Annotated in this window: 21 protein-coding genes and 3 tRNA genes; 15 read left to right on the top strand and 9 right to left on the bottom strand. The window is 58.6% G+C overall.

The window, feature by feature from the left end; genetic code table 11:
• Positions 1 to 129 precede the first annotated feature (129 nt).
• From ACM6IN_RS00730 to ACM6IN_RS00745, 4 genes are all read left to right on the top strand, one after another.
• Positions 130 to 1,767 (top strand): ATP-binding cassette domain-containing protein, encoded by a 1,638-nt coding sequence (locus tag ACM6IN_RS00730; protein ID WP_414915191.1) that lies wholly within the window; start codon positions 130 to 132, stop codon positions 1,765 to 1,767.
• A 71-nt stretch (positions 1,768 to 1,838) separates the two neighbouring features.
• Positions 1,839 to 2,069 (top strand): hypothetical protein, encoded by a 231-nt coding sequence (locus ACM6IN_RS00735; RefSeq protein WP_414915192.1) that lies wholly within the window; start codon positions 1,839 to 1,841, stop codon positions 2,067 to 2,069.
• 118 nt (positions 2,070 to 2,187) lie between these two features.
• The gene (locus ACM6IN_RS00740) at positions 2,188 to 2,418 is read left to right on the top strand and encodes a hypothetical protein (RefSeq protein WP_007912278.1); all 231 of its coding nucleotides are present in this window, start codon (positions 2,188 to 2,190) and stop codon (positions 2,416 to 2,418) included.
• Positions 2,419 to 2,675: 257 nt separating this feature from the next.
• Entirely contained in the window at positions 2,676 to 2,960 is a 285-nt protein-coding gene (locus tag ACM6IN_RS00745) for a hypothetical protein (RefSeq protein ID WP_414894905.1), read from the top strand.
• 607 nt (positions 2,961 to 3,567) lie between these two features.
• Here the strand turns inward: ACM6IN_RS00745 and ACM6IN_RS00750 are convergent.
• The 8 genes from ACM6IN_RS00750 to ACM6IN_RS00785 all read right to left on the bottom strand — a co-directional run bounded on the left by ACM6IN_RS00750 (position 3,568) and on the right by ACM6IN_RS00785 (position 8,496).
• A tRNA-Leu gene (locus ACM6IN_RS00750) sits at positions 3,568 to 3,654 on the bottom strand.
• A 196-nt stretch (positions 3,655 to 3,850) separates the two neighbouring features.
• Positions 3,851 to 3,924 (bottom strand) — tRNA-Cys (locus tag ACM6IN_RS00755).
• 46 nt (positions 3,925 to 3,970) lie between these two features.
• Positions 3,971 to 4,046: transfer RNA gene (locus ACM6IN_RS00760), tRNA-Gly, on the bottom strand.
• A gap of 60 nt (positions 4,047 to 4,106) precedes the next feature.
• Positions 4,107 to 4,667, bottom strand: coding sequence for a CDP-diacylglycerol--glycerol-3-phosphate 3-phosphatidyltransferase (gene pgsA, locus ACM6IN_RS00765; RefSeq protein WP_007950102.1), 561 nt, complete (start codon positions 4,665 to 4,667; stop codon positions 4,107 to 4,109).
• Between the two features lie 32 nt (positions 4,668 to 4,699).
• A complete protein-coding gene (gene uvrC, locus ACM6IN_RS00770; protein WP_414915193.1) occupies positions 4,700 to 6,523 on the bottom strand; it encodes an excinuclease ABC subunit UvrC in 1,824 nt (607 codons plus the stop codon).
• A 2-nt stretch (positions 6,524 to 6,525) separates the two neighbouring features.
• Positions 6,526 to 7,167 carry a UvrY/SirA/GacA family response regulator transcription factor gene (uvrY, locus tag ACM6IN_RS00775; RefSeq protein ID WP_016984198.1) on the bottom strand — a complete coding sequence of 214 codons (642 nt, stop codon included), beginning with the start codon at positions 7,165 to 7,167 and terminating at the stop codon, positions 6,526 to 6,528.
• 127 nt (positions 7,168 to 7,294) lie between these two features.
• On the bottom strand, positions 7,295 to 7,738 hold the full coding sequence (locus ACM6IN_RS00780) for a GNAT family N-acetyltransferase (RefSeq protein ID WP_007912292.1): 444 nt from the start codon (positions 7,736 to 7,738) through the stop codon (positions 7,295 to 7,297).
• Positions 7,738 to 8,496 carry a carbon-nitrogen hydrolase family protein gene (locus ACM6IN_RS00785; RefSeq protein WP_414915194.1) on the bottom strand — a complete coding sequence of 253 codons (759 nt, stop codon included), beginning with the start codon at positions 8,494 to 8,496 and terminating at the stop codon, positions 7,738 to 7,740. The genes ACM6IN_RS00780 and ACM6IN_RS00785 overlap by 1 nt, the downstream gene beginning before the upstream one ends.
• 616 nt (positions 8,497 to 9,112) lie before the next feature.
• Here ACM6IN_RS00785 and ACM6IN_RS00790 point away from each other — a divergent pair.
• Positions 9,113 to 10,189 (top strand): 3-deoxy-7-phosphoheptulonate synthase, encoded by a 1,077-nt coding sequence (locus ACM6IN_RS00790; RefSeq protein WP_007912298.1) that lies wholly within the window; start codon positions 9,113 to 9,115, stop codon positions 10,187 to 10,189.
• 55 nt (positions 10,190 to 10,244) lie between these two features.
• Here ACM6IN_RS00790 and ACM6IN_RS00795 read toward each other — a convergent pair whose 3' ends face one another.
• On the bottom strand, positions 10,245 to 11,324 hold the full coding sequence (locus ACM6IN_RS00795; RefSeq protein ID WP_414915195.1) for a hypothetical protein: 1,080 nt from the start codon (positions 11,322 to 11,324) through the stop codon (positions 10,245 to 10,247).
• Positions 11,325 to 11,659: 335 nt separating this feature from the next.
• Between ACM6IN_RS00795 and ACM6IN_RS00800 the strand changes: the two genes are divergently transcribed.
• The 10 genes from ACM6IN_RS00800 to ACM6IN_RS00845 all read left to right on the top strand — a co-directional run bounded on the left by ACM6IN_RS00800 (position 11,660) and on the right by ACM6IN_RS00845 (position 24,714).
• Complete coding sequence (locus tag ACM6IN_RS00800; RefSeq protein ID WP_095113419.1) at positions 11,660 to 12,529, top strand: lipase family alpha/beta hydrolase; 870 nt, start codon at positions 11,660 to 11,662, stop codon at positions 12,527 to 12,529.
• A gap of 97 nt (positions 12,530 to 12,626) precedes the next feature.
• Complete coding sequence (locus ACM6IN_RS00805) at positions 12,627 to 12,908, top strand: peptidylprolyl isomerase (RefSeq protein ID WP_007912303.1); 282 nt, start codon at positions 12,627 to 12,629, stop codon at positions 12,906 to 12,908.
• A 133-nt stretch (positions 12,909 to 13,041) separates the two neighbouring features.
• On the top strand, positions 13,042 to 14,910 hold the full coding sequence (locus ACM6IN_RS00810) for an extracellular solute-binding protein (RefSeq protein WP_007912304.1): 1,869 nt from the start codon (positions 13,042 to 13,044) through the stop codon (positions 14,908 to 14,910).
• Positions 14,910 to 15,971 (top strand): microcin C ABC transporter permease YejB, encoded by a 1,062-nt coding sequence (locus ACM6IN_RS00815; protein WP_007912305.1) that lies wholly within the window; start codon positions 14,910 to 14,912, stop codon positions 15,969 to 15,971. The genes ACM6IN_RS00810 and ACM6IN_RS00815 overlap by 1 nt, the downstream gene beginning before the upstream one ends.
• Positions 15,971 to 16,993 carry an ABC transporter permease gene (locus ACM6IN_RS00820; protein ID WP_007912307.1) on the top strand — a complete coding sequence of 341 codons (1,023 nt, stop codon included), beginning with the start codon at positions 15,971 to 15,973 and terminating at the stop codon, positions 16,991 to 16,993. Before ACM6IN_RS00815 ends, ACM6IN_RS00820 begins: the two co-directional genes overlap by 1 nt.
• Before the next feature lie 9 nt (positions 16,994 to 17,002).
• Positions 17,003 to 18,577, top strand: coding sequence for an ABC transporter ATP-binding protein (locus ACM6IN_RS00825; RefSeq protein WP_007912309.1), 1,575 nt, complete (start codon positions 17,003 to 17,005; stop codon positions 18,575 to 18,577).
• Between the two features lie 169 nt (positions 18,578 to 18,746).
• Positions 18,747 to 20,153 carry a sigma-54 interaction domain-containing protein gene (locus tag ACM6IN_RS00830; protein ID WP_007912311.1) on the top strand — a complete coding sequence of 469 codons (1,407 nt, stop codon included), beginning with the start codon at positions 18,747 to 18,749 and terminating at the stop codon, positions 20,151 to 20,153.
• A 296-nt stretch (positions 20,154 to 20,449) separates the two neighbouring features.
• The gene (locus ACM6IN_RS00835) at positions 20,450 to 21,841 is read left to right on the top strand and encodes a GntP family permease (RefSeq protein ID WP_007912313.1); all 1,392 of its coding nucleotides are present in this window, start codon (positions 20,450 to 20,452) and stop codon (positions 21,839 to 21,841) included.
• A gap of 7 nt (positions 21,842 to 21,848) precedes the next feature.
• Complete coding sequence (hbdH, locus tag ACM6IN_RS00840) at positions 21,849 to 22,622, top strand: 3-hydroxybutyrate dehydrogenase (RefSeq protein ID WP_007912316.1); 774 nt, start codon at positions 21,849 to 21,851, stop codon at positions 22,620 to 22,622.
• Positions 22,623 to 22,758: 136 nt separating this feature from the next.
• Positions 22,759 to 24,714: an acetoacetate--CoA ligase gene (locus tag ACM6IN_RS00845; protein ID WP_414915196.1), complete on the top strand. Its 1,956-nt coding sequence runs from the start codon at positions 22,759 to 22,761 to the stop codon at positions 24,712 to 24,714.
• Positions 24,715 to 24,741: the final 27 nt, after the last annotated feature.

The following is a 24,741-nucleotide window of genomic DNA, read 5'->3' on the forward strand; positions in this document are numbered from 1 at the left end:
TCTAGGCTAGCGACCTTCTCCTCCTCCCCGGACGACCGCAGAAGTGAACAATCCAGCCTTCTAAAAATGTAATCGCGACAGGCCGCTCTCGGCGCTTGTCAGTGTTCACGACATTTTTTGGAGGTGCCGATGACTCACGTCTCGCGTACAGCCGCACTCGTTTCCCTGAATCAACTGGGCTTTCAGTTCGCCAATGGCGCAACGCTTTTCGAAGCCCTGAACCTGAACTTCGATGGTCAACCGACCGCTATCGTCGGGCGCAATGGTGTCGGCAAGAGTGTGCTCGCACGTTTGATTGCCGGGCATTTGCAGCCTGATTTCGGCAGCGTGGCACGTTCAGCGTCCGCGCACTATGTCGCGCAAACCTTGGTCACCACACATGGACAAACCGTAGCTGACGCGACAGGAACAGCCACGGTGCTCCGCGCACTGGAGCGACTGCAACTCGGTTGTGCCACAAGCGAAGATTTCGATCTCATCGGCGAACGTTGGGACCTGAGCGAACGCTTGCGTGAAATGCTTGATGAGACCGGGATGAGCGATATCACCGCGACGGACCTGACCGAAAACCTCAGCGGTGGCCAGCAAGCCAGAATTGCCTTGATCGGCGCGTTGCTGAGTCAGGCGCAATTGCTCGTCCTCGACGAACCCACCAATCACCTCGACACTGCCGGTCGACAGTGGCTGATGAGCGCACTTGATCGCTGGCAGGGCGGACTGATTGTCGTCAGCCATGACCGACAACTACTGGAGCACATGCAGCGAATCGTCGAACTTACACCGCTGGGGGCAACTGTTTTCAGCGGAAGATTTTCGGCCTTCACCGAGCAGCGCCGGATACATCAACAAGCCGCGCAGGCACAACTCGATCAGGCCCGTACCGAGCGTCAGCGCGAACGCACGCGACTGCAACGCGAGCACGATACGATTCAGCGCCACGCGGCTGGCAGCCGGCGCAATGCGCAAACTGCCAACGTTTCTGCCTTCGAACGGGCGGCGATGAAAGCGGCCGCGCGGGACATCACTGGGCAAACAAAGGTTGGCCATCAGGTACGCAAATCCGAACTGGATGAACGCGTTCGTGAGGCTTACGCCAAGGTCCCGCTGGACGACGGTGTGCTGATCAATTTGCCGGGCAGCGTGGTTCCAGATAATCGCCGGGTGTGCACACTCGTCGACGCCTGTTTGCCATGGTTGTCGGCAGACGCGCCCAGCTCTCGGCTTGACCTCGCCATTCAAGGGCCGATGCGCATTGCTGTCAGCGGTCCTAACGGTTGCGGCAAATCAACGCTGTTGAGATTGCTGGCTGGCGAGTGGGCACCCGTGAGTGGCGAGTGCATCACCCATGTGCCTTTTGCCTTTCTCGATCAACAGCTGAAACTGCTGGATCCCGATGCATCTATTGTCGATCAATTGCTGACACAGCAGACGCCTTTGAGCGAAGGGACGCTGCGCAGTTACCTCGCTCAGCTGCAACTGGATGCGCAGCGTGTCACCCGACCTTGCGCCTCACTCAGTGGAGGTGAACGCTTGAAAGCCGCGCTCGCGCTGGCGCTGTGGCGCCAGACACCCGCACAACTACTGCTGCTGGATGAGCCCACCAATCATTTGGACCTGGCGTCGGTGCAGGCCTTCGAACAAGCCTTGCGGACATTTCCCGGAGCGATTATCACGGTGTCCCACGATCAGGCGTTTCTAGAGGCGTTAAACCCAAGCCATCATTTGACTTGGCACCGCGAAGGCTGGCGCTGGCAACCGACGAGCTGAGCTGTCTATTTTTTGCACGATTGCCAAGGGCTTCTATAGTTGATCTGACACGAATCAGCTGCGGTGACGCCATGGAAGACATTTTCGTCGTGAAGCGTTGCAACAAGATCATCATTCACGGTCGACGCGCCGGAGACAGTCAACATGATCCCGCCGAAGCCACTGGCTGGTTCCGCATCTGCGACACTCGCACCGGCGGTTTTATCGGCGACGGCTTCGACGCAGAGCAGGACGCGCAGCGCGAATGCAGGCGTCTCAACGCAGCCAGTTCCCCACTACCGACCCGCGCGCCGTCCGGCTGATGCCGATCAGAAGCGGGTCTATACTGAAACCAGCTGAAGGAGCAGCACCCCACGGCAGAAGGCTCGCAACACGCGGGCTTTTTGCTGCAGCTCAGGTTTCATAGAACGGAGGTGTTCCATGTCCGAAAAAGAGTCCATCACCACCCTCCTCACCCTGCTCGACGCTCGGCAAGCGCGCCTCGCGGCCGCCTGCAAAGAGATCGCCGACTGGGTCGACCACCAAGGCGGACATCCAACCGCCCTGCGCATCCGTGACCGGCTGAACGACATCGAGAAAGATGCTCCGCTGATTCGCAATACGCTGTCGGCGCTCAAACCCCTTGATCGGCCACTGCCTCGGTTCAGATGACCTCGACCCGGCCAGGGGTCCAGGAATTTGCTCATTAGCGGTGACACATGGGTCACCGCGCATGTGTCTGGCCGCTATGTTTCTTTTTCCAGTTTTTCACATGACCAATACATCCGCGCGACTACAGTGAAATCACTCCTTTGCAAAGTAACGCCCTCACCCGCCCGCATGCGGGTGTTTTTTTGCCAATGCCCAAACGGCGAACGGTTGCAGTTCGTAAGTTGTCATAACTTATACATGTCGCAAAGGAGACAGTCATGGTTACCCATTTCAGCGTCGACGGGCATCTGGCCTGCGGCCACAAAGGCAAACAACTGTCGGCAAGTCGCGAACTCAATCGCGTGAAGTGCCGCAGTTGCCGCAATACCGATGCCTACAAGCAGGCACGAAAGGATCAGCGCAACGCCACCCGCCGCATGGCCCGTCAGGCCAAAACCTTGCACGGCGCAACAAATTGGCGCGCAGAATGGATCGAGCGCCTGACCGCCATGGCCGGCCTTCAGCGCTTGCCTCGCGGCTTTAGCGGGCAAGCATTCGTCTAGCAGCGCGTATAAGCAAGGCACAAAAAAGGCCTGCATGAGAAAACTCATGCAGGCCTTTAATATTCAAGGTACCGCGCGGCGTTGTCCGAACATCCACATGGACTCAATCCCGCCAATCTGGAGAGCCTCGCCTTAGCACAAATGAGGCACCGAAGGATGAACATACGTTCATCGAAAACATGGCTCGATGCGTCTAGGCTGCGGGTTCCGACATAGTGACTACAGGAGTAACCCACCATGTTCTCGCACGAAAGCATCCCGCTTGTTGCCATCTTCATCATCATGCTCATAGGCGTGCTTACCGCCTTCCTACACCCGGTGCACGCGATCTTCAGCTGGCTTCGGAGACGGATTGAAAGATCTTCCTCTCGCTCTTCGAAAGAAGTGGATTCGCGCTGAATTTTTCCCCGACGAGCCCGGATACTTCCGGGCTTCTTATTCGTAACGCCTGCAAACTGCCGATAGCAGCCAACGGCCTCCACACACCTCTGCCTGCAAGCCCAAGGGATGGGATTGCACCAACTTCAGCGCGCTTACGACCTGGATTGAGACCCGGAAACAAACAAGGGTTTGCATCAGCTTTCGCCCGCAAACCCTTGATTCAAGATGGTGCCCGAAGCCGGAATCGAACCGGCACGCCCTTACGAGCGGGGGATTTTAAGTCCCATGCGTCTACCAGTTTCGCCATTCGGGCGGTAGCGCGGTGTTGCTGTCTTCTGCTGCACGGTAGCGATCCTGACAGGATCCAGCCTTGAACAGTAGTGCGGGAAATATATACATCACTTCCCGGTGAAGCAAGTTCGCAATGGCCGTTTTTCAAGACTAAATCTTGCAGCGCAGTGCAAATAAAAAAGCTCCGTAAATCATGGATCTACGGAGCTTGTTTATAGTGGAGGCCGAGGTCGGAATCGAACCGGCGTAGGTGGATTTGCAATCCACTGCATAACCATTTTGCTACTCGGCCTCAAAGTATTTGCTGTCAGTAGCACAACAACAAACACTGTACAAATTGGAGCGGGAAACGAGACTCGAACTCGCGACCCCGACCTTGGCAAGGTCGTGCTCTACCAACTGAGCTATTCCCGCTTGGTGATGCGCATTCTATAGAATTAAGAAGCTCCGTCAACCCCTTGATTCAAAAAAGTTTTATTTCTTTTCAACATCAGTCTTCAGGTGCGGCCAGGCGGCACGAAGGTATTGAACCATCGACCACAATGTCAGGCCAGCAGAGACCATCAGCAAGGCGTAACCCAGGATAACCCAGAAACTGAAGTCCTTAGGATTGGCCAGCAGGATCACCAGTGCGAGCATCTGCGCTGCGGTTTTCCATTTGCCGAGATTGGAAACGGCGACGTGGGCACGGGCGCCGAGTTCGGCCATCCATTCACGCAAGGCCGATACCACAATCTCGCGACCGATGATGACAGCCGCCGGCAGAGTGAGCCAGAGGTTGCCGTGTTCCTGGACCAGCAGTACCAGTGCCACCGCAACCATGAGTTTGTCGGCGACCGGATCGAGAAACGCACCGAAAGGCGTGCTTTGCTCCAGACGACGGGCCAGATAACCGTCCAGCCAGTCCGTCGCTGCCGCAAAGGCAAACACCGAGGCGGAGGCCATGTAACTCCACTGGTAAGGCAGATAGAACAGCAAAATGAAGATCGGGATGAGCAGGACGCGTAGAACGGTAATCAGATTAGGGATATTCATCGGCACAACTGGCTACGAGGTGAAGGGGCATTCTACTCGCTATGCAGGTTTGCATAAATCGACTCTGCGAGCTTTTTACTGATCCCCGGGGCTTTGGCGATCTCTTCGATGCTTGCACGAGACAGCTCCTGCAATCCACCAAAATGTTTCAACAAGTCGCGACGTCGGGTCGGCCCAACGCCGGCAACGCCTTCCAGCGTTGACGTACGGCGGGTTTTGCCGCGGCGTGCGCGGTGTCCTGTAATCGCGAAGCGGTGGGCCTCATCGCGGATCTGTTGAATCAGGTGCAGCGCCGGCGAATCGCCACGCAAGGTGAACTCATGCGCTGCATCATTCAGATACAACGTTTCGAAGCCCGCCTTGCGCGTAGCACCTTTGGCAACACCGAGGAGGATCAGGTCCGGCACGGCCAATTCGTTGAGAACATCTCGTGCCATCGACAGCTGGCCCTTGCCACCGTCTACTAGCAAGATGTCCGGCAACTTGCCCTCGCCTTCCTTGAGTTTGCTGAAGCGACGCGTCAGGGCCTGATGCATGGCGGCATAGTCGTCTCCCGCCGTGACCCCTTCGATGTTGTAGCGCCGGTAGTCCGACTTGATCGCGCCTTCCGGACCAAACACCACACAAGACGCGACCGTCGCCTCACCACTGGAATGACTGATGTCGTAGCATTCCAGGCGCTGCGGCGGCTCATCCAGGTTCAATACTTCGGCCAAGGCCTCAAACCGCGCGGCAGTGTGTTGACGGTTGGCCAGGCGCGCGCCCAACGCCTGCTCGGCATTGGTGACGGCCAGTTGCTGCCAGCGCGCACGCGTACCGCGCACCCGGTGACTGATGGCCAGCTCGCGACCACGCAACTCATGGATCGCTTCAATCAGAGCTGGAAAATCTTCATGCACCACGTTGACGATCAGCTCGCTCGGTAAATCGCGCTCAGGACTGCTGATGAAGTATTGGCCGAGAAACGCGGCCATGACTTCCGACACATCCTCTTCGATACCGACTTGCGGAAAGAAATTCTTGCTGCCCAACACGCGCCCACCACGGACGCTGATCAAGTGCACGCAGGCGCCGCCCGGATTGACGAATGCCGCGATGACATCGATATCTCCCGTGCCGCCCTCCATGCTCTGTTGATCCTGGACTCGACGCAGCAGCGCGATCTGATCACGCAGTTCGGCAGCTCGCTCGAACTCCAGGTTGATTGCCGCCTCTTCCATTGCAGTCGACAATTCGTTGGTCAGCGCGTGACTACGCCCCTCAAGGAACATGACCGAGTGACGCACGTCTTCGGCATAAACCTCAGGCTCAACCAACCCCACGCAAGGCGCTTTGCAGCGTTTGATCTGATACTGCAGACAGGGACGGGTGCGGTTCTTGTAGTAGCTGTCTTCACACTGGCGAACGAAGAAGGTCTTTTGCAGCAGACTCAGGCTTTCACGTATGGCGCCGGCACTCGGATAGGGGCCGAAGTACTTGCCTTTGGCTTTTTTCGCCCCGCGATGAATGCTCAGACGCGGGAATTGGCCGTCGGACAGAAATACGTAGGGATAGGATTTATCGTCGCGCAACAGGATGTTGTACGGCGGCCGCCATTCTTTGATCAGCGTCTGTTCAAGCAGCAGCGCCTCGGTTTCGTTGGCGGTGATGGTCGTTTCGACCTGCGCAATGCGCCCCACCAACGCGGCAGTTTTGGGCGCCAGACCGGTTTTGCGAAAATAGCTGGCCAAGCGTTTTTTCAGGTTCTTGGCCTTGCCCACGTACAACAGGCGTGCATCGCTGTCGAACATGCGATAGACGCCCGGGCGCCCGCTGACTGTCGACAGAAACGCGCCGGAATCGAATGTGTCAGTCATGGTCAGAGGCTGGCATCAACCATGCCGTGACGAACCGCCAACAGTGTCAACTCGACGTCGCTGCTGATCGAAAGCTTCTCGAAAATACGGTAGCGATAGGTGTTCACGGTTTTCGGCGACAGACACAACTTGTCGGAAATGATCTGTACCTTCTGACAGCCAACAATCATCAGGGCGATCTGAATTTCCCGCTCGGACAAGGCGTCGAAGGGCGAATCATTGGACGGCTGAAAGGACTTGATCGCCAATTGCTGGGCAATCTGCGGACTGATATAGCGCTGGCCGGCGAACACCAGGCGAATGGCCTGGACCATTTCCGGCAAACCCGCGCCTTTGGTCAAATAACCCGCGGCACCCGCCTGCAGCAAGCGTGTCGGGAAAGGATCCTCTTCACACACCGTAACCGCGACCACCTTGATGTCCGGATGACTGCGCAACAGTTTGCGCGTGGCTTCGAGGCCGCCGATGCCAGGCATCTTGACGTCCATCAGCACCACATCGGGCTTCAACTCTCGGGCCTTGATCAGGGACTCTTCCCCGGATTCGGCCTGGCCAACCACCTGCAAGCCATCGATATCGGCCAGCATACGTGTAATGCCTGTACGAACGAGATCATGGTCATCGACCACTAGCACCCTAATCAAGCAGACACCTCGCGATATGGTCATATTGGGATGCCGGACACCTTAGCAAAAAGAGCCACACAGACCTAGCGGAAAGCATCATTTAAAAAGTTTCAATTCATCATTGAAGGCTTGCCGGCCGTGGGTTTCAGAGCACATGTGTACTGATATCAAGCTGCATTCGCAGAAAACACTCGTCCGCGCCCTGAACCTGTAGGCCTTTTCTTTCATACAAGTTTCTCGCCGGATTATTTTCGAATACGGTCAGCCGCAAAGCCGGACGCTTTTCTTTGCGAGCCATCTCGATAACCTGATCAATCGCCCAGGAACCCAGGCCCCGCCCCTGAAACGCTTCAGCAATCTGCAGTTCACGAATGTACAACGCGCGCATATCCCGGCTGAGGCTGAGATAACCTGCCGGCACATCACCCTGCACTATCAGCCAGTTCTGCCGCCCCGACCACGCCACGTCAAACGCCTCGTCCTGCCATAACAGGTCATGGTGAATGTAGTAGCGCAGCATGTTCTGACAGGTGAGATCGCGGGCAAAGGCCAGATCCTCTGGACTTGCGAGACGTAAGCGCAATGTCATCAGGCTTGCACAACAGGAACTACTCGCCCCTGCCATACACTCTCGTGGCGCTCGGCGATTACCAGAAGATCGCCCGCCCCTGGCGCCGCAACGACCAACGAACCATCTTCAGACCAGATGCCACTGCGCCCTGCGGATTGCCATCCACCGGTTAGCCCGCCGTGATTGGCCATCAACACAGCCATCGAATGTTGCCGGGCATAACCCTGAAGTATTGCTGTGTCGGCTGCGTACCCTTTTTCGCTGATCAATACACCGGCCGCGTACAAGCCAGCGCCCTGATCAGCGGCCGCTGCAGCATGGCTGGCATGTGAGAAATCGGCGCACACCGCCAATGCGATCACTTCGCCGCCAATGTTCAGCGTCGACCCGCCGACACCTGGGGCAAAAACAAGCTCCTCGCCCGAGTGCAAATGCTGCTTGCTGTACACGCCGAGCGAGCCATCAGCGCCCAGGACGACGGCACCGATCAAAACCGAAGCACCGTCTTCAAGCCGAATCGGCATGCCGACGACGGCCGTTATACCAAGCGCTCGGGCCAAATCCCTCAGAGGTTGCAGCACGGCATCTTGCGGGTCTATCGCCAAAGCTGCCGCCACCTCTCCCTCGTAGCCAGTCAGCGACAACTCGGGAAAAACCAGCAATTCGACGCCTTGCTGCGCAGCGATCTCAATGAAGCGACCATGCCGGGTAATGTTTGCAGGAAGATCACCGGCGATGGAAATGGTCTGGGCAGCAGCAATAGTCAATGTCGACACGTTTCATCCTTGGCAATCAAGCAAAGCACAGAGTGTCACCACTCTTGCGTGACTCTAGCAATAGGCGTTTTGTTGATCAGGCGATAGCAATTTCTGATTGCTGAGGCGTATCAGCCTCTAGTAAGCTCGGCCCATTCATCGGAGACAGACCATGTTCAACGCCCTCTCACAGCTTCGTACCGCCAGCGCCCTGCGCTCGGTTGCGGCTGCCCGGGTGAATGACGTTTGCGCCCCGATCAGCTTTTATTTTGGGTATTGGTTTAGCCACTGGCGCGCCTGATACCCAAACGGCGCCCATAAAAACGGGTCGCCTACCAGAGAATTCTCAACCCCCGGTCGGCCTCCCGACCGGGGGTTTTGTTTTTTCAGCCCCCCACTTTTTCAGCAACACACCAGACACTTTGAGGATTCACGAAATGAACTACGCCACTTATTACCGTTACGACAGCTTTAGCGCCTGGCGATTTACCAGCTTCCGCTCGGGACAGCCTGCCGCCTCCGATCGGTCACCTACAGGTGGCAAGCACACACATATAGCCAATACGGCCAACTGTCGAACACCCCAGTAGGGCCGAGTGCGCGGGAAGAACCCGCCGCCAGCCCAGGAAGACCGAATATGAACTCGTCCGTTTCTGCTCTGCCACTGTCCACCCTGAACCCTGCCAACGAAGCATTGACCCTGCGTCTGCCCAGCTCGTTGCAACTCAAACAGCAATTGCCTCTGAGCAATGCCTTAAGCCTGCAAGTCACCAACCACCGCCAGGCGGTTCGTGCCATTCTCAATGGCCAAGATCCGCGACTGCTGGTTATCGTTGGCCCCTGCTCCATCCACGACCCGCAATCGGCACTCGAATACGCGGGCAAACTCGCTCGACTGGCTGAAGAAGTCAGCGGCGAAATGCTCTTGGTGATGCGCGCCTACGTCGAAAAACCACGCACCACGGTCGGCTGGAAAGGTCTGGCCTACGACCCACACCTGGATGGCAGCGATGACATGGCTGGCGGCCTGACTCTGTCACGCGAGCTGATGCTGGAAATGATCCGTCTCGGCTTGCCGGTGGCCACAGAATTGCTGCAACCGATGGCCGCCGGCTACTTCGATGACCTGTTGAGCTGGGTGGCCATTGGCGCCCGCACCACTGAATCGCAGATTCACCGAGAGATGGCCAGTGGTTTGAGCATGCCGGTCGGTTTCAAGAACGGCACCGACGGCGGCGCAGCCATTGCGGTTGACGCCATGCGTTCGGCAGCCCATCCGCACCGGCATTTCGGCGTCGACAGCCAAGGTCATCCGGCCATCATTCAAACGCCAGGCAACCCCGACACTCATCTGGTATTGCGCGGGGGCCATAAAGGGCCGAACCATGATCGCGAGAGCGTGGCAAAAATCCACGCTGACCTGAACCGACTGAAGATTCCAGGCCGAATCATGGTCGATTGCAGCCACGCCAACAGCGGCAAAGATCCATTGCGCCAGCCAGGCGTATTCAACGAAGTGCTCGAGCAACGCCTGCAAGGTGATCGCGCACTGATCGGCATGATGATTGAATCGCACCTGTTCGAAGGCTGCCAGCCACTGAGCGAGTCCCTGCGTTACGGGGTGTCGATTACCGATGGCTGCCTCGGTTTCAGCGCAACGGAACACCTGCTCCTTGACGCCGCACAACGCCTGGCGGCACAGGTAAAAGCCTGACAACCAGGCTTGCCCTCCAGATTCAGTGCAATCCGGAGGGCTGGCCACGTTCCCGCTATGCCTCCACTTGCACCTGCGCCACCGCCGATGCCTGACTGACATCGTCCAGACGTTCAACCGTGTAGGCCACACGCACAGTCGTGCCATGGTGCTCACGCCAGAACCGGTGTGGCACGATAAAGATCAGCGGCTTTCCCGCCGTCTCCCGAGTGATCTCACGGTCATCCCGGTGGTTGAAAAGATCGCCGTCGCACTTGAGATAAACCAGCTCACCTTCCTGCGTCTGGGCATTACCGATCACGACGGTGACACCATCGACTGAATCCTCTTTCAGCAACACGCCATTTTCAGCTTCCAGCACGTCGGGAGCATCCAGTTCACCACGAAGGAGCGGAGCGACAAGGATTTTTGTCACCTCGGATTTTCGCACTGCTCCACCGGCCTGCTCGACTCGATAGCTCACCATCACTTCGCCACCGAGATGCGCTGCGATGTGCGCCCCGTCAACCCAGAACGACAGCACGTCAGCGACAGCACAGGCTTCAACCTTCAAGCTGTCGCTGAACGCTGCGGGCAGTGCGTCAGCGCCCCACAGCAACCTGACCCGATCCCCCACCGCCATTCGGGCGTAAGGCTGGATAACGATTAGCGTGCCTTCCGTCACTCGCTCCGGATCCAGTGTTCCCCTTATCGCCCCCTCGACAACTGGTGCAAGCAACTGCGGCGGAGTATCTCCCACAGACAATTGCACCCGTGCAGATAGCGCAGGGACGGACGCGCCCGCACTGAGCAGCTTCCAGTAGACCTCCAGCGAGCCGCCATCCAGCGCCGCGATGTGCATGCCTTTGATAACGAAAACGACATCCCTGCCGACCTGGGCTTCGCTGACATAACGAACCATTTCATGCTGATAAGCAAAGCCCTCTATATCCAGACCGTCCCAACTCAACAGCAACTGATCGCCACAGGTCATGTTTGCATAAGGGGCAATACGGGCAACGACCTTGCCAAGAGAAGGGTCCAGCACCGCCCCCTCCAGACAATCCAGGGTTGCCGCTGGCAGCAGTTCGTTCGCCACACAGGGACTGACGGGGTGACGCATCCGGTAGCAAAACTCGACTTCATGCGTGTGCATTGGTGGCTCCATTCCTTGGAAAAAACGCCGTATCGGTGGACGGCGTCGACAGCCAACATTTAACCCGCCCTCTCACATTTTCGATGTCAGCCCGATCCGCCGCAGGTTCCCGGCAAAGGCCTCCAACTGGGTAGGCAAACTGCACAAAACCGCTATCAACCGGGCGAAAGATGGCCGCAACTTCCGATTCGGATTTCATAAGTATCTGAAAATTCGTACAGCACCTAGTCCAGATTCAACGGCCAAGAGAAGCCTCTTCTTACTTCGTCAACGGGACGAGTGTTTTAGAGTGGCCTCGGTACTCCCCGATGAACTTCTGCGAAAAAGGTAAGAACATGCAACGGAATGCTTCAACTCGTTATCCCGTCCTGTTGGTACATGGCCTGTTCGGATTTGAGCGCATTGGTCATTTCGAGCTGTTCCATGACGTAAAGAACGCGCTGAAAGCCGGCGGCAGCCGAGTGTTTGTTCCGCACCTCTCTGCCACCCACAAAAACGAAATACGAGGTGAACAACTGCTTGCACAGATTGATCGTGTATTGCGGGGCACAGGTGCCGAAAAAGTCAATCTCATCGGACACAGCCAGGGCGCACTGGCTGCCCGATACGCTGCGGCGCTTGCGCCACACGCGGTAGCCTCGGTGACTTCTGTCAGCGGACCGAACCACGGTTCGGAGCTGGCCGACTTTCTGCGCAAGGCACTGGTGCCCGGGCGACTGCCCGAGGCGGTCGCACAGAATGTTGCGACCCTGTTCGGCAACTTTCTTTCGCTGCTCAGTGGCAGTGCAAGATTGCCGCAAAACGCGCTGGCGGCACTCAATGCCTTGACTACCGAAGGCGTGGGCGATTTCAACGACAAGTTTCCTCAAGGGTTGCCCGGGAGCTGGGGCGGCCACGGCGCGGAGCAAGTCAATGGTGTGCGTTATTACTCATGGAGCGGCGTCCTGCCGGCTGACAGTCCATCGACACTCGATCCGACCCGGAACATTTGCCATGCGCTATCGCAATACTTCATGACCGAGACCCAGCAGAATGACGGTTTCGTCGGTCGCTTCAGTTCTCATCTGGGGCAGGTTATCCGCTCCGACTATCCGCTGGACCATCTGGGCAGCCTGCGCCGCACGGCCAGCCCCATCACGACCCTGCCCGATCCGATTGAACTGTACGTTGAACACGCCGAACGTCTGCACGCCGCGAATCTCTGATCAAAGCTGCGGACAATCGAACGGAACTTTGCCGAGAATTCGCCCACTGAATCCGGTAGGCTCCACACTTTACTGAAATAGATTGGAGAGTTTCCCCATGGCTAAAGCCACTGCCCGCCACATCCTGGTTTCCAGCGAAGACAAGTGCAACGAACTCAAGGCCCAGATCGAAGGTGGCGCTGATTTCGCCGAAGTTGCCAAAGCCAACTCAACCTGCCCGTCCAGCCGCCAGGGCGGTGATCTGGGTTCGTTCGGTCCTGGCCAGATGGTCAAGGAATTCGACACCGTGGTCTTCAGCGCGCCAATCAACGTCGTGCAAGGTCCAGTGAAAACCCAGTTCGGTTATCACCTGCTGGAAGTCACCAGCCGTCAGGACTGATCCGTCGCCTGATTGCTTATCAACGGCCCGCCTTCTGGTGGGCCGTTGTGTTTCAGTTACACATACGGCTGGCGACTGGCGCGCCTCTCGCGTACAACTTGCGCTTATCGATTTCCCGGTTCCAAGGCTGACAATGCGACTGGTTTTCCCCACATTGATGCTCACCGCCCTCGCCCTGCTGACGGGCGCCACCGGCGCGAACGCTGCACCGCAACACGCGCTGACTGTTTATGGCGAACCCGCCAAGTACCCTGCCGGCTTCAGTCACTTCGACTACACCAACCTGCAAGCGCCCAAGGGCGGGACGATGCGCCGCTCGGCCATCGAAATCGGCCACTTCGATCATGTTCTTCCTTATATAGACAAAGGCATCGGCGTCACCCAGATCGATGGTTTGCTCTATTCGCCGCTGGCCCAGCGTTCGCTGGATGAGCCTTACACGGTTTACGGACTGGTCGCGCAAAAGATGGAGCGCTCGGATGACGGTCTGTCGCTGCGATTTTTCATCAATCCCAAGGCACGTTTTGCTGATGGCAAGCCGATTACCGCCGAAGACGTACGCTACACCTACGATTTATTGATGACCCAGGGCAGCCTGCGTTATCGCACCCAGTTTGCTGACGTCAAAGGCGTCGAAGTGGAAGGCCCGTTGACCGTGCGTTTCGACTTCAAGAGCAATGAAAACCGCACCCTGCCACTGGACGTCGCGACCCTGCCGGTATTTCCCGAGCACTGGTGGAAGAGCCGCGATTTCGCCGGGGGTGGCGGGTATGAACCACCCCTGGGCAGCGGCCCTTATCGAGTCGGCAAAGTCGATTCAGGGCGCAGCATCACCTTTGAGCGCAACGCCGACTGGTGGGGCAAGGATTTGCCGGTCAGTCGCGGCCTCTACAATTTCGATCATTTCAGCATCGAGTACTTCGGTGATACCGACGTCGCCCGGCAAGTGCTGCGCGGTGGTGCTTATGACTACAACCGCGAGTTCTCGGCCACCGGCTACTCGATCGGCTACGACAGCCCCGCACTGAGCGACGGACGCCTGCAAAAAGCGCATCTGGCCACCGAGGCGCCCCAGTCGGCCCAGGGGTTTGTGTTCAATCTGCAAAAACCTGTATTCGCCGATCGCCGCGTGCGCCAGGCCCTGGCCATGCTCTGGGACTTCGAATGGAGCAACCGGCAGATGATGCGCGGCATGTATATCCGTCAGCAGAGCTACTTTTCCAACACGCAATTGGCCGCAAGCGAATTGCCCGATGCGCAGGAACTGAAAATTCTCGAACCGCTGCGCGGTCAGGTTCCCGATGAAGTCTTCAGCAAAGTCTTTGAAGCACCGAAAACCGACGGCAGCGGCCTGATCCGCGACAAACAATTACAGGCCCTCGAATTGCTCGAACAGGCTGGCTGGAAACCGGATGGCGATCAACTGGTGAATGCCCAGGGCGAGCCGCTGACCTTCACCTTCCTGGTCAGCCAGAACGGCATGGACCGCTTGCTGCTGCCGTACAAGCGCACGCTGAAACAGATCGGCATCGACCTGAATATTCGCCGCATCGACTCTTCGCAATACGTCAATCGCCTGATGAGTCGTGACTACGACATGATCGTCACCGGCTATCCGGTCAGCACTTCGCCGGGAGGCGAGTTGCTCAATTACTTCGGTTCCGCATCGGCCAACGACCCGGGCGCGAACAACTACATGGTGTTGAAAAACCCTGCCGTGGATACGCTCATCAACGGTCTGATCCGCGCCTCCACGCAGTCCGACATGCTGCGCTACGCCCATGCTCTGGACCGTGTTCTGCAATGGAATTACTACTGGATTCCCAACTACTATCCACCGGGCACCTCGACCGTGTGGTGGAACCGCTTCGGCATACCGTCGGTGCAAGCCAGCAATGACGAAGCCATCGAGAGCTGGTGGGAAATCAGCAGCACGCCGCTGACCAATCAACAGATGACGGCCGAGAAGATCGCCCGTGGCAGACCCGGAGGACCGCACTGATGTGGGGTTACATACTGCGGCGCCTGCTGCTGATCATCCCGACGCTGGTGATCATCCTGCTGGTCAATTTCGTGATCATCCAGGCCGCGCCCGGCGGTCCGGTGGAACAGGCCATCGCCCACCTGCAAGGGATCGGCGGCGCCAGTGTCGGCGGTGGTGCCAGCGAAACCATGAGCGGTACTTCCCGCGCCAGTCGCGGTCTCGATCCGCAACTGATCAAGGACATCGAAAAACAGTACGGCTTCGACAAACCGGCTCACGAACGCTTGTGGCTGATGTTGAAGAACTACGCGCAACTGGATTTCGGCAAGAGCTTCTTTCGTGGCGCGACGGTCACCGACCTGATCCTGGAAAAAATGCCGGTGACCATTTCCCTCGGGCTGTGGGCGACGCTGATCACCTATCTGGTGTCGATCCCGTTGGGGATCCGCAAGGCTGTGCACCATGGCAGTCATTTCGATATCTGGAGCAGCACGGCGATCATCATCGGTTACGCGATGCCAGCGTTTCTGTTTGCGATGTTCCTGATCGTGGTGTTCGCCGGCGGGACGTCATTGAACTGGTTTCCGGTGCGTGGCCTGGTCTCGGACAACTTCGAATCGCTGTCGACTCTCGGCAAGATTGCCGACTACTTCTGGCACCTGGTGCTGCCGGTCACGGCGCTGGTGATTGGTGGTTTCGCCACACTGACCATCCTGACGAAAAACTCGTTTCTCAATGAGATCACTCGCCAGTACGTGGTCACCGCGCGCGCCAAAGGTCTGAGCGAACGTCGCGTGCTCTACGGACATGTGTTCCGCAACGCGATGCTGCTGGTGGTGTCAGGCATCCCGCAGGCGTTCATCAGCGTGTTCTTCGCCGGTTCCTTGCTGATCGAAGTGATCTTCTCCCTCGACGGTCTCGGGCGCATGAGCTACGAAGCCGCGGTTTCGCGGGATTACCCGGTGGTGTTCGGTTCGCTGTTCATCTTCACCCTTTTCGGCCTGCTGATAAAACTCGTCGGTGACTTGTGTTACACGATGGTTGATCCGCGTATCGATTTCGCCGCGAGGAACGCCTGATGTTCAAGCTTTCGCCGCTGGGCCGTCGGCGCTTCGAACGCTTCAAGAAAAACCGCCGTGGCTGGTGGTCGCTGTGGCTGTTTATCGGCCTGTTTGTCCTGACACTGGGCGGTGAGTTGATCGCCAATGACAAGCCTTTGGTCGTCAGCTATCAGGGCCAATGGTACTTCCCGGTGTTCAAGCGGCATACCGAGCAGGAATTCGGCGGGCAACTGCCGTTCCAGGCCGATTACCGCAGCGACTATGTGCAGAAGCTGATTCGCAAGGACGGTGGCTGGTTGCTGTTCCCACCGATTCCATTCAGTGACGACACACCAAACTACGATCTCAACAAACCGGCGCCGAGCCCGCCGACGTCGGTCAACTGGCTGGGCACCGACGATCAATCGCGAGATGTACTGGCGCGAGTGATTTTCGGCGCACGGGTGTCGATTCTGTTTGCCTTGATGCTGACGTTTGTCAGCGCCCTCATAGGCATCGCCGCCGGGGCTTTGCAGGGCTACTACGGCGGCTGGGTCGATCTGCTCGGGCAACGCGTGCTGGAAGTCTGGTCGGGGTTGCCGGTGTTGTATCTGTTGATCATCCTCTCCGGTTTCGTCGAACCGAATTTCTGGTGGTTGCTGGGGATCATGGCGCTGTTTTCGTGGCTGGCACTGGTGGATGTGGTGCGCGCCGAGTTCCTGCGCGGACGCAACCTGGAATACGTCAAAGCCGCCCGCGCGCTGGGCCTGAGCGACCGCAAGGTGATCTTCCGGCACATTCTGCCCAACGCCATGAATGCGACACTGAGCTACCTGCCGTTCATTCTGACCGGGGCGATTTCCACCCTTACTGCGCTGGATTTTCTCGGTTTCGGCATGCCTGCCGGCAGCGCCTCGCTGGGTGAGTTGATCGGTCAGGGCAAACAGAACCTGCAAGCACCGTGGCTTGGGTTGACAGCGTTTTTCACCTTGGCGCTGATCCTTTCTTTATTGGTGTTCATCGGCGAAGCGTTACGCGACGCGTTCGACCCTCGATCATGAAGCGTGGCCATGACTGACAACCTGATTGAAATCCGTAACCTCAACGTCGCCTTCCATGGCCAGAACGTGGTGCGCGACCTGTGTCTGGACATCCGCCCCGGCGAATGTCTGGCGCTGGTGGGCGAATCGGGCTCGGGCAAATCGGTGACCGCCCATTCGATTCTGCAATTGCTGCCCGAAAGCGAAGCGCAAACCACTGGCAGCATTCGCTATCGCGGACAGCAACTGATCGGCGCCGATCCCAAGGTCTTGCGCGAGTTGCGCGGCAACCGCATCGCGATGATCTTTCAGGAGCCGATGACCTCGCTCAATCCGCTGCACACCATTGAAAAGCAGATCGGCGAAACCTTACTGCTGCACCGTGGCCTCGGCGGCAAAGCGGCGCAGGCGCGGATCCTCGAACTGCTGGGACTGGTGGGCATCCAGAAACCCAAGGAACGCCTCAAGGCTTACCCGCATCAACTCTCCGGCGGCCAACGGCAACGGGTGATGATCGCCATGGCGCTGGCCTGCGAACCGGAGCTATTGATCGCCGACGAACCAACTACGGCGCTCGACGTGACGGTGCAGCGCAAGATCCTGCTGCTGCTCAAATCCCTGCAGCAACGCCTGGGCATGTCGCTGCTGCTGATCAGCCATGATCTCAATCTGGTGCGCAGTATTGCCCAGCGCGTGTGCGTGATGAAGGCCGGGGAAATCGTCGAACAGGCGCCCTGCGAAACCTTGTTTACCGAGCCGAAACATCCATACAGCTGCGTGCTGCTCAACGCCGAACCCGAAGGCGAAGCCCTGCCCCGGGATGAGCGCGAAAACGTGCTGGAGGTCGATGACCTGAAGGTTGAGTTTGTCGTCGGTGGCGGTCTGTTTCAGCGCAAGCGATACCTGCGGGCGGTGGATGGCATCAGCCTGAGTATCCAGCGTGGCAAGACCCTCGGCATCGTCGGCGAGTCCGGCTCAGGCAAGTCGACGCTGGGTCAGGCGATCCTGCGTTTGCTCGACTCCGTGGGCGGTATCCGCTTTCAGGGCCAGGCGCTCGACGGCCTCAATCAGAAGCAGATGCGGCCGTGGCGCCGGCAAATGCAGGTGGTGTTCCAGGATCCGTTCGGCAGTCTCAGCCCGCGCATGTCAGTGGCGCAGATCATCAGCGAAGGCCTGGAAGTGCACTGCGAGTCGAGCGCTGATGAATGCGACGAACAAGTGATCCGCGTGCTTAAAGAAGTCGGCCTCGACCCCGAGAGTCGCCATCGCTACCCACACGAGTTCTCCGGTGGCCAGCGCCAACGCATTGCCATCGCTCGGGCGCTGGTGCTGAAACCGGCACTGATCCTGCTCGACGAACCAACGTCGGCGCTGGATCGCACGGTGCAGAAACAAGTGGTCGCCCTGCTCCGCCAGCTTCAGGAAAAACACGGTCTGACCTATCTGTTCATCAGCCATGACCTGGCGGTGGTGCGCGCCCTGGCCCACGACATGATCGTGATCAAGGATGGCAAAGTGGTCGAGCGTGGTGCCAGTCATGATGTGTTTGATGCGCCGCAGCATCCGTACACCAAAGAGCTCTTGGCGGCGGCGCATCCGGGGTAGGCATAATCGGGGATCGACGTGAAACCGAGTCGCGGCCATCGCTGGCAAGCCAGCTCCCACAAGGGGCTGCGGTGTACACAACAGGTGTGAACGACCGAGAACCCTGTGGGAGCTGGCTTGCCAGCGAAGAGGCCCGCATCAACAACTCAAATTCCGGACCAGCCGCCAGATGAACACCACCGAAAGCCTCAAGGACTACCAACGGGTTCGCACCCTGGCGATCCGTTCGCTGTTCGAGATCATCGAGCAGTCCAGCGAAGGCACGGTGATTGTCGACCGCGATGCCAACATCGTCTGGATGAACGAGCGTTACGCCCGGCGTTTCGGTCTTGAATCGGCAGCAGGCGCGATCGGCAAACCCTGTGAAAGCGTGATTCCCGGCAGCTTGTTGCGGGAAGTGGTGCGCACCGGCCGCCCTATTCTTCTGGACATGCAAGACACGCCAAAAGAGCCTTTGGTGGTGATGCGCCTGCCGATCCATGACGACGCCGGCACGGTGATCGGCGCGATCGGATTTGCCCTGTTCGACGAGTTGCGCACGCTGTCGCCGATGCTCAAACGCTACTTGAGCATGCAGGAAGAACTGGCCTCGACCCGTTCTCTGCTGCGCGCCCGACAGACCAAGTACAATTTCGCCCATTTCATCGGCACCAGCGCCGCCAGCCTCGAAGTCAAACGCCGTGCCCGACGCAGTGCCAGCGCCGAGTCGCCGGTGTTGCTGCTCGGCGAGACCGGCACTGGCAAAGAGTTGCTGGCCCAGGCGATTCACAGTGCCTCGCCACGGGCACACAAAGCCTTTGTCAGCATCAACAGCGCGGCGATTCCCGAGGCACTGCTGGAGGCAGAATTTTTCGGCACGGCACCCGGTGCGTTTACCGGCGCCGACCGCAAGGGCCGCACCGGCAAGCTGCAGATCGCCCAGGGCGGCACGTTGTTTCTCGACGAAATTGGCGACATGCCGCTGCCCTTGCAGAGCAAGCTGCTGCGCGTGTTGCAGGAAAAGGAGTTCGAACCGGTCGGCTCCAACGAGGTGATTCAGAGCGATGTGCGTGTGATTGCCGCCACCTCGACCGATCTGCAAGCGGCGATCAAACGCGGTGAGTTCCGCGCCGATTTGTACTATCGCCTCAATGTGTTGCCGATTCAGGTGCCGCCATTGCGTGAGCGTCTCGATGATCTGCCGGCGCTCAGCGAAGCGATCCTTGAAGAGCTGCGCAGTCAGCATGAGCTGCACCGTGATGCTCTCGAACTGCTCGGGCAACACGCCTGGCCGGGGAACATTCGCGAGCTGCGCAATGTGCTGGAGCGGGCGGCGTTGCTCAGTGATGACTTGATGCTGACCGAGCAGGATATTCGCGCGGCGATTGGCACGTTGACGCCGGTTGAACGTGCGACCGTGCCGACGATAGAGGCGCTGGCTGAAGAGACATTCGCTCAGGCGCGGGAGCGTTTTGATCGACAACTGATCCAGGCAGCTCTTGCGCAATGTGCGGGGAACGTGCCCGAGGCAGCGGCTCGACTGGGACTCGGGCGGTCGACGTTGTACAAGAAAATGGTGGCGCTGGGGATTGCTTGAGTCTCTATAAAGAGACATCAATCTCTTTTTCTAGATCAGTTATTTGAAGAGCAAAAGATCGCAGCCTTCGGCAGCTCCTACAGGGGAAATTCGCGTTCGCACTGTAGGAGCTGCCGAAGGCTGCGATCTTTTCGGTTTAACTCAGTCTCTAAAAGGAGACGAAACCGTTGAAAACCTTTAGTTACAACCAATAAAATCCATATATTTCAATAACTTAAATATCTGGCACAGATCTCGCTAATACCTCTCCCACACCCGTTCCACCCACAAAAATAACAATTCTGGAGAGACACACCATGAGTGTGATCATTGCCTTGGCAGCCCTGGCGCTGCTGATGCTGGCTGCCTACCGTGGCTATAGCGTTATCCTCTTCGCCCCGATTGCTGCCCTCGGCGCCGTGCTGCTCACCGACCCCTCCGCCGTCGCTCCCGCGTTCACCGGGGTGTTCATGGAAAAAATGGTCGGGTTCATCAAGCTGTATTTCCCTGTGTTCCTGCTCGGCGCCGTGTTCGGCAAGTTGATCGAACTGTCGGGGTTCTCCCGCTCGATTGTCGCTGCGGCCATTCGCTTGCTGGGCACCAAACAGGCGATGCTGGTGATCGTGCTGGTCTGCGCCTTGCTCACTTACGGCGGCGTGTCGCTGTTCGTGGTGGTCTTCGCGGTTTACCCGTTTGCTGCCGAGATGTTCCGCCAGAGCAATATTCCCAAGCGGCTGATCCCGGCAACGATCGCCCTCGGCGCGTTCTCGTTCACCATGGACGCCCTGCCCGGCACCCCGCAGATCCAGAACATCATCCCCAGCACGTTCTTCAATACCACCGCGTGGGCGGCGCCGTGGCTGGGCGTGATCGGTACAATTTTCGTGTTCTGCGCCGGCATGCTGTTTCTGCAACGTCAACGCAACAAGGCCCAACGCGCTGGCGAAGGCTACGGCACTGAATTGCGCAATGAGCCGGAAACCGCTGAAGACCTGAAACTGCCAAACCCATGGCTTGCGCTGTCGCCGTTGTTGGCGGTGGGCATCATGAACCTGCTCTTCACCCAGTGGATTCCGCAGTGGTACGGCAAGACCCACAGCCTCGCGCTGCCGGGCATGGCGGCTCCGGTCACCACCGAGATCGCCAAACTGACGGCGATCTGGGCCGTGCAGGCGGCTTTGCTGGTCGGCATTCTGATGGTGCTGGCATTCGGCTTTCAGGCGATTCGCAGCAAACTCGCCGAAGGTAGCAAAAGTGCGGTCAGCGGTGCATTGCTGGCGGCGATGAACACCGCGTCGGAATACGGCTTCGGCGCGGTGATCGCGTCGCTGCCGGGCTTTCTGGTGCTGGCGGACTGGCTCAAGCAAATCCCCAATCCGCTGGTCAACGAAGCCATCACCGTGACCCTTTTGGCCGGTATCACCGGCTCCGCCTCCGGCGGTATGAGCATTGCGCTGGCGGCGATGTCCGAGCAGTTCATCAGTGCGGCCCACGCCGCGAATATTCCGCTGGAAGTGCTGCACCGCGTCGCCGCGATGGCCAGTGGCGGCATGGACACCCTGCCGCACAACGGCGCGGTCATCACCTTGCTTGCGGTGACGGGCCTGACCCACCGCGAAGCCTATAAAGACATTTTCTGTATTACGCTGATCAAGACCCTGGCGGTTTTCGTAGTGATCGGCACTTTCTACGCCACTGGCATTGTGTGAGGTATTCATGACGACTCTTTCCGGCAAGACCGCCCTAGTGACCGGTTCCACCAGCGGCATCGGTCTGGGCATCGCACTGAGCCTGGCCAAGGCTGGCGCCAATCTGATTCTCAACGGTTTTGGCGATGCATCGAAAGTCATCGCCGAAGTCGCCCGGTTCGGCGGCAAGGTCGGCCATCATCCGGCCGATGTCAGTGATCCGGCGCAAATTGCCGACATGATCAATTACGCCGAGCGCGAGTTCGGCGGCGTCGACATTCTGGTCAACAACGCCGGCATCCAGCATGTCGCCGCCGTGGAGGATTTCCCCGTCGAGCGCTGGGACTCGATCATTGCCATCAACCTGTCTTCGGTGTTTCACAGCACGCGCTTGAGCCTGCCGGGAATGCGCGCCAAAGGCTGGGGGCGGATCATCAATATCGCCTCGGTACATGGCCAAGTCGGCTCCACCGGCAAAGCGGCTTATGTGGCCGCCAAACACGGCGTGATCGGTTTGACCAAAGTGGTCGGCCTGGAAACCGCGACCAGTAACGTCACCTGCAACGCGATCTGTCCGGGCTGGGTGCTGACGCCGCTGGTGCAGAAACAGATCGATGACCGCGCAGCCAAGGGTGTCGATCCGCAGCAGGCGCAGCATGATTTGCTGGCAGAGAAACAGCCGTCGCTGGAGTTCGTGACACCGCAGCATCTGGGCGAACTGGTGTTGTTTTTGTGCAGCGAAGCTGGCAGTCAGGTGCGTGGGGCGGCGTGGAATATTGATGGTGGGTGGTTGGCGCAGTAATGCTGCGTTCCTGTAGGAGTGAGCCTGCTCGCGATAGCGGTGTGTCAGCCCCGTAACAGTTAACTGACAAACCGCCATCGCGAGCAGACTCACTCCTACAGGGGAATTTTTGTAATCCGATAACAAGAGGCAAACAATGTCCGACATCCTCTGGCAACCCAATGCCAACCGTATCGCCCAATCGCGCATGGACACCTTCCGTCGTGCCGTGAACCAACGGCACTCGCTGAAACTCGACGACTACCCTGCCCTGCACCAATGGAGCGTCGAGCAGCGCCCGGAGTTCTGGCAGGCGATTGTCGATTTCTTCGATATCCGCTTCCACACTCAGCCCGATGCGGTGCTGCGCGAAGGCCCAAACATGCCCGACGCCGAGTGGTTTCCCGGCGCCACGCTGAACTTCGCCGAACACCTGCTGCGCCGGCGTGACGATGCAGTGGCGGTGATCAGCGTGGCGGAGAACGGTCAGCGCGAGCAATTGACCTGGGCCGAACTCGCCGAGCATGTCGCCGGATTTCAAGCCAGTTTGCAGGCCGCCGGCGTCGGTATCGGTGATCGTGTCGCCGCGTGCATGCCGAATACCTGGCAGACGCTAGTGGCGATGCTGGCCACCACCAGCCTCGGCGCGATCTGGTCGTGCTCCTCGCCGGATTTCGGCACCCACGGCGTGATTGATCGTTTCGGCCAGATCGAACCCAAGGTGCTGCTCACCTGCGCCGGTTATCGCTATGCCGGCAAAACCATCGACCAGACTGACAAGATCAACGGAATACTCGAGCAACTGCCAACGTTAAGGCAGTTGATCATCGTGCCTTATGCCCAGCCGCACGCCCACGTCGAGACTTACCGGACTCACGCCGAAGTGACCTTGTGGGATGACTTCTATCAAGCCGGCGGCGAAGCGGATTTTGTCCCGGTGCCGTTCAGTCATCCGCTGTACGTGTTGTATTCCAGCGGCACCACTGGCGTGCCGAAATGCATCGTCCACAGCACCGGCGGCGTACTGCTGCAACACGTCAAGGAACACGGCCTGCATTGCGATCTCGGCCCGGGCGATCGACTTTTCTACTACACCACCTGCGGCTGGATGATGTGGAACTGGCTGGTTTCGGCGCTCGCGGTCGGCAGCGCCGTGGTGCTCTACGACGGCTCGCCGTTTCACCCGGACAACCAGCGTTTGCTCGATTTGATCGACGACGAACGCATCAGCGTGTTCGGCACCAGCCCCAAGTTCCTCGCCACCCTGGAAAGCAGCGGTGCGAAACCCCGTGAAAGTCATGACCTCGGTAGCCTGAAGACGCTGCTGTGCACCGGATCGGCGTTATCGCCGCAAAGCTACGATTTCGTCTATCGCGACTTCAAGCCGGATGTGTGCCTGGCGTCGATGTCAGGCGGCACCGATATCGTTTCGTGCTTCGTCAACGCCAATCCACTGTCTTCGGTGCGGCGCGGCGAGATCATGGGCAAGAGCCTGGGCATGGCGGTGGAAGTCTGGAATGACGCCGGCCAACCGGTGATTGGCGGAAAAGGCGAACTGGTCTGCACCCGGCACTTCCCGGCCATGCCGATCGGTCTGTGGAATGACCCGGACGGAGCAAAACTGCGCCAATCGTATTTCAGCCTGTTTCCCGGGGTCTGGGCACAGGGCGATTACGCCGAACAACGGCCGCATGGCGGGATGCTGATTCATGGGCGCTCGGACGCCGTGCTCAATCCCGGCGGCGTGCGCATCGGCACGGCGGAGATTTATCGTCAGGTCGAGAAAGTCGCTGAAGTGCTGGACAGCGTCGCTATCGGTCAGCAGTGGCAGGACGATGTGCGGGTTGTGCTGTTTGTCCGGTTGCGTGAAGGGCTGACACTGGACGAGGCGCTGGAACAACGAATCCGGCAGGTGATCCGCGCCAATACCACCCCAAGGCATGTACCAGCAAAGATCGTTGCGGTGACGGACATTCCACGCACCATCAGCGGCAAGGTTGTGGAGCTCGCCGTGCGCGAGGTGGTGCATGGGCGACCGGTGAAAAACACCGATGCGCTGGCCAATCCCGAAGCGCTGGAGCAGTTTCGGGAGCGGCGGGAGCTGGGCGATTGAGCTCCAAGAAGCAACACAGCCCCGCGC

It is taken from the genome of Pseudomonas sp. IT-P395 (assembly GCF_949767675.1).
Taxonomy (GTDB): domain Bacteria; phylum Pseudomonadota; class Gammaproteobacteria; order Pseudomonadales; family Pseudomonadaceae; genus Aquipseudomonas.

Excerpts from the sequence above, each read along its gene's own strand:
- ACM6IN_RS00730 (WP_414915191.1), top strand. The coding sequence starts at position 130 with ATGACTCACGTCTCGCGTACAGCCGCACTCGTTTCCCTGAATCAACTG.
- ACM6IN_RS00735 (WP_414915192.1), top strand. The coding sequence starts at position 1,839 with ATGGAAGACATTTTCGTCGTGAAGCGTTGCAACAAGATCATCATTCAC.
- ACM6IN_RS00740 (WP_007912278.1), top strand. The coding sequence starts at position 2,188 with ATGTCCGAAAAAGAGTCCATCACCACCCTCCTCACCCTGCTCGACGCT.
- ACM6IN_RS00745 (WP_414894905.1), top strand. The coding sequence starts at position 2,676 with ATGGTTACCCATTTCAGCGTCGACGGGCATCTGGCCTGCGGCCACAAA.
- pgsA (WP_007950102.1), bottom strand. The coding sequence starts at position 4,667 with ATGAATATCCCTAATCTGATTACCGTTCTACGCGTCCTGCTCATCCCG.
- uvrC (WP_414915193.1), bottom strand. The coding sequence starts at position 6,523 with ATGACTGACACATTCGATTCCGGCGCGTTTCTGTCGACAGTCAGCGGG.
- ACM6IN_RS00780 (WP_007912292.1), bottom strand. The coding sequence starts at position 7,738 with ATGACATTGCGCTTACGTCTCGCAAGTCCAGAGGATCTGGCCTTTGCC.
- ACM6IN_RS00790 (WP_007912298.1), top strand. The coding sequence starts at position 9,113 with ATGAACTCGTCCGTTTCTGCTCTGCCACTGTCCACCCTGAACCCTGCC.
- ACM6IN_RS00795 (WP_414915195.1), bottom strand. The coding sequence starts at position 11,324 with ATGCACACGCATGAAGTCGAGTTTTGCTACCGGATGCGTCACCCCGTC.
- ACM6IN_RS00800 (WP_095113419.1), top strand. The coding sequence starts at position 11,660 with ATGCAACGGAATGCTTCAACTCGTTATCCCGTCCTGTTGGTACATGGC.
- ACM6IN_RS00805 (WP_007912303.1), top strand. The coding sequence starts at position 12,627 with ATGGCTAAAGCCACTGCCCGCCACATCCTGGTTTCCAGCGAAGACAAG.
- ACM6IN_RS00810 (WP_007912304.1), top strand. The coding sequence starts at position 13,042 with ATGCGACTGGTTTTCCCCACATTGATGCTCACCGCCCTCGCCCTGCTG.
- ACM6IN_RS00815 (WP_007912305.1), top strand. The coding sequence starts at position 14,910 with ATGTGGGGTTACATACTGCGGCGCCTGCTGCTGATCATCCCGACGCTG.
- ACM6IN_RS00820 (WP_007912307.1), top strand. The coding sequence starts at position 15,971 with ATGTTCAAGCTTTCGCCGCTGGGCCGTCGGCGCTTCGAACGCTTCAAG.
- ACM6IN_RS00825 (WP_007912309.1), top strand. The coding sequence starts at position 17,003 with ATGACTGACAACCTGATTGAAATCCGTAACCTCAACGTCGCCTTCCAT.
- ACM6IN_RS00830 (WP_007912311.1), top strand. The coding sequence starts at position 18,747 with ATGAACACCACCGAAAGCCTCAAGGACTACCAACGGGTTCGCACCCTG.
- ACM6IN_RS00835 (WP_007912313.1), top strand. The coding sequence starts at position 20,450 with ATGAGTGTGATCATTGCCTTGGCAGCCCTGGCGCTGCTGATGCTGGCT.
- hbdH (WP_007912316.1), top strand. The coding sequence starts at position 21,849 with ATGACGACTCTTTCCGGCAAGACCGCCCTAGTGACCGGTTCCACCAGC.
- ACM6IN_RS00845 (WP_414915196.1), top strand. The coding sequence starts at position 22,759 with ATGTCCGACATCCTCTGGCAACCCAATGCCAACCGTATCGCCCAATCG.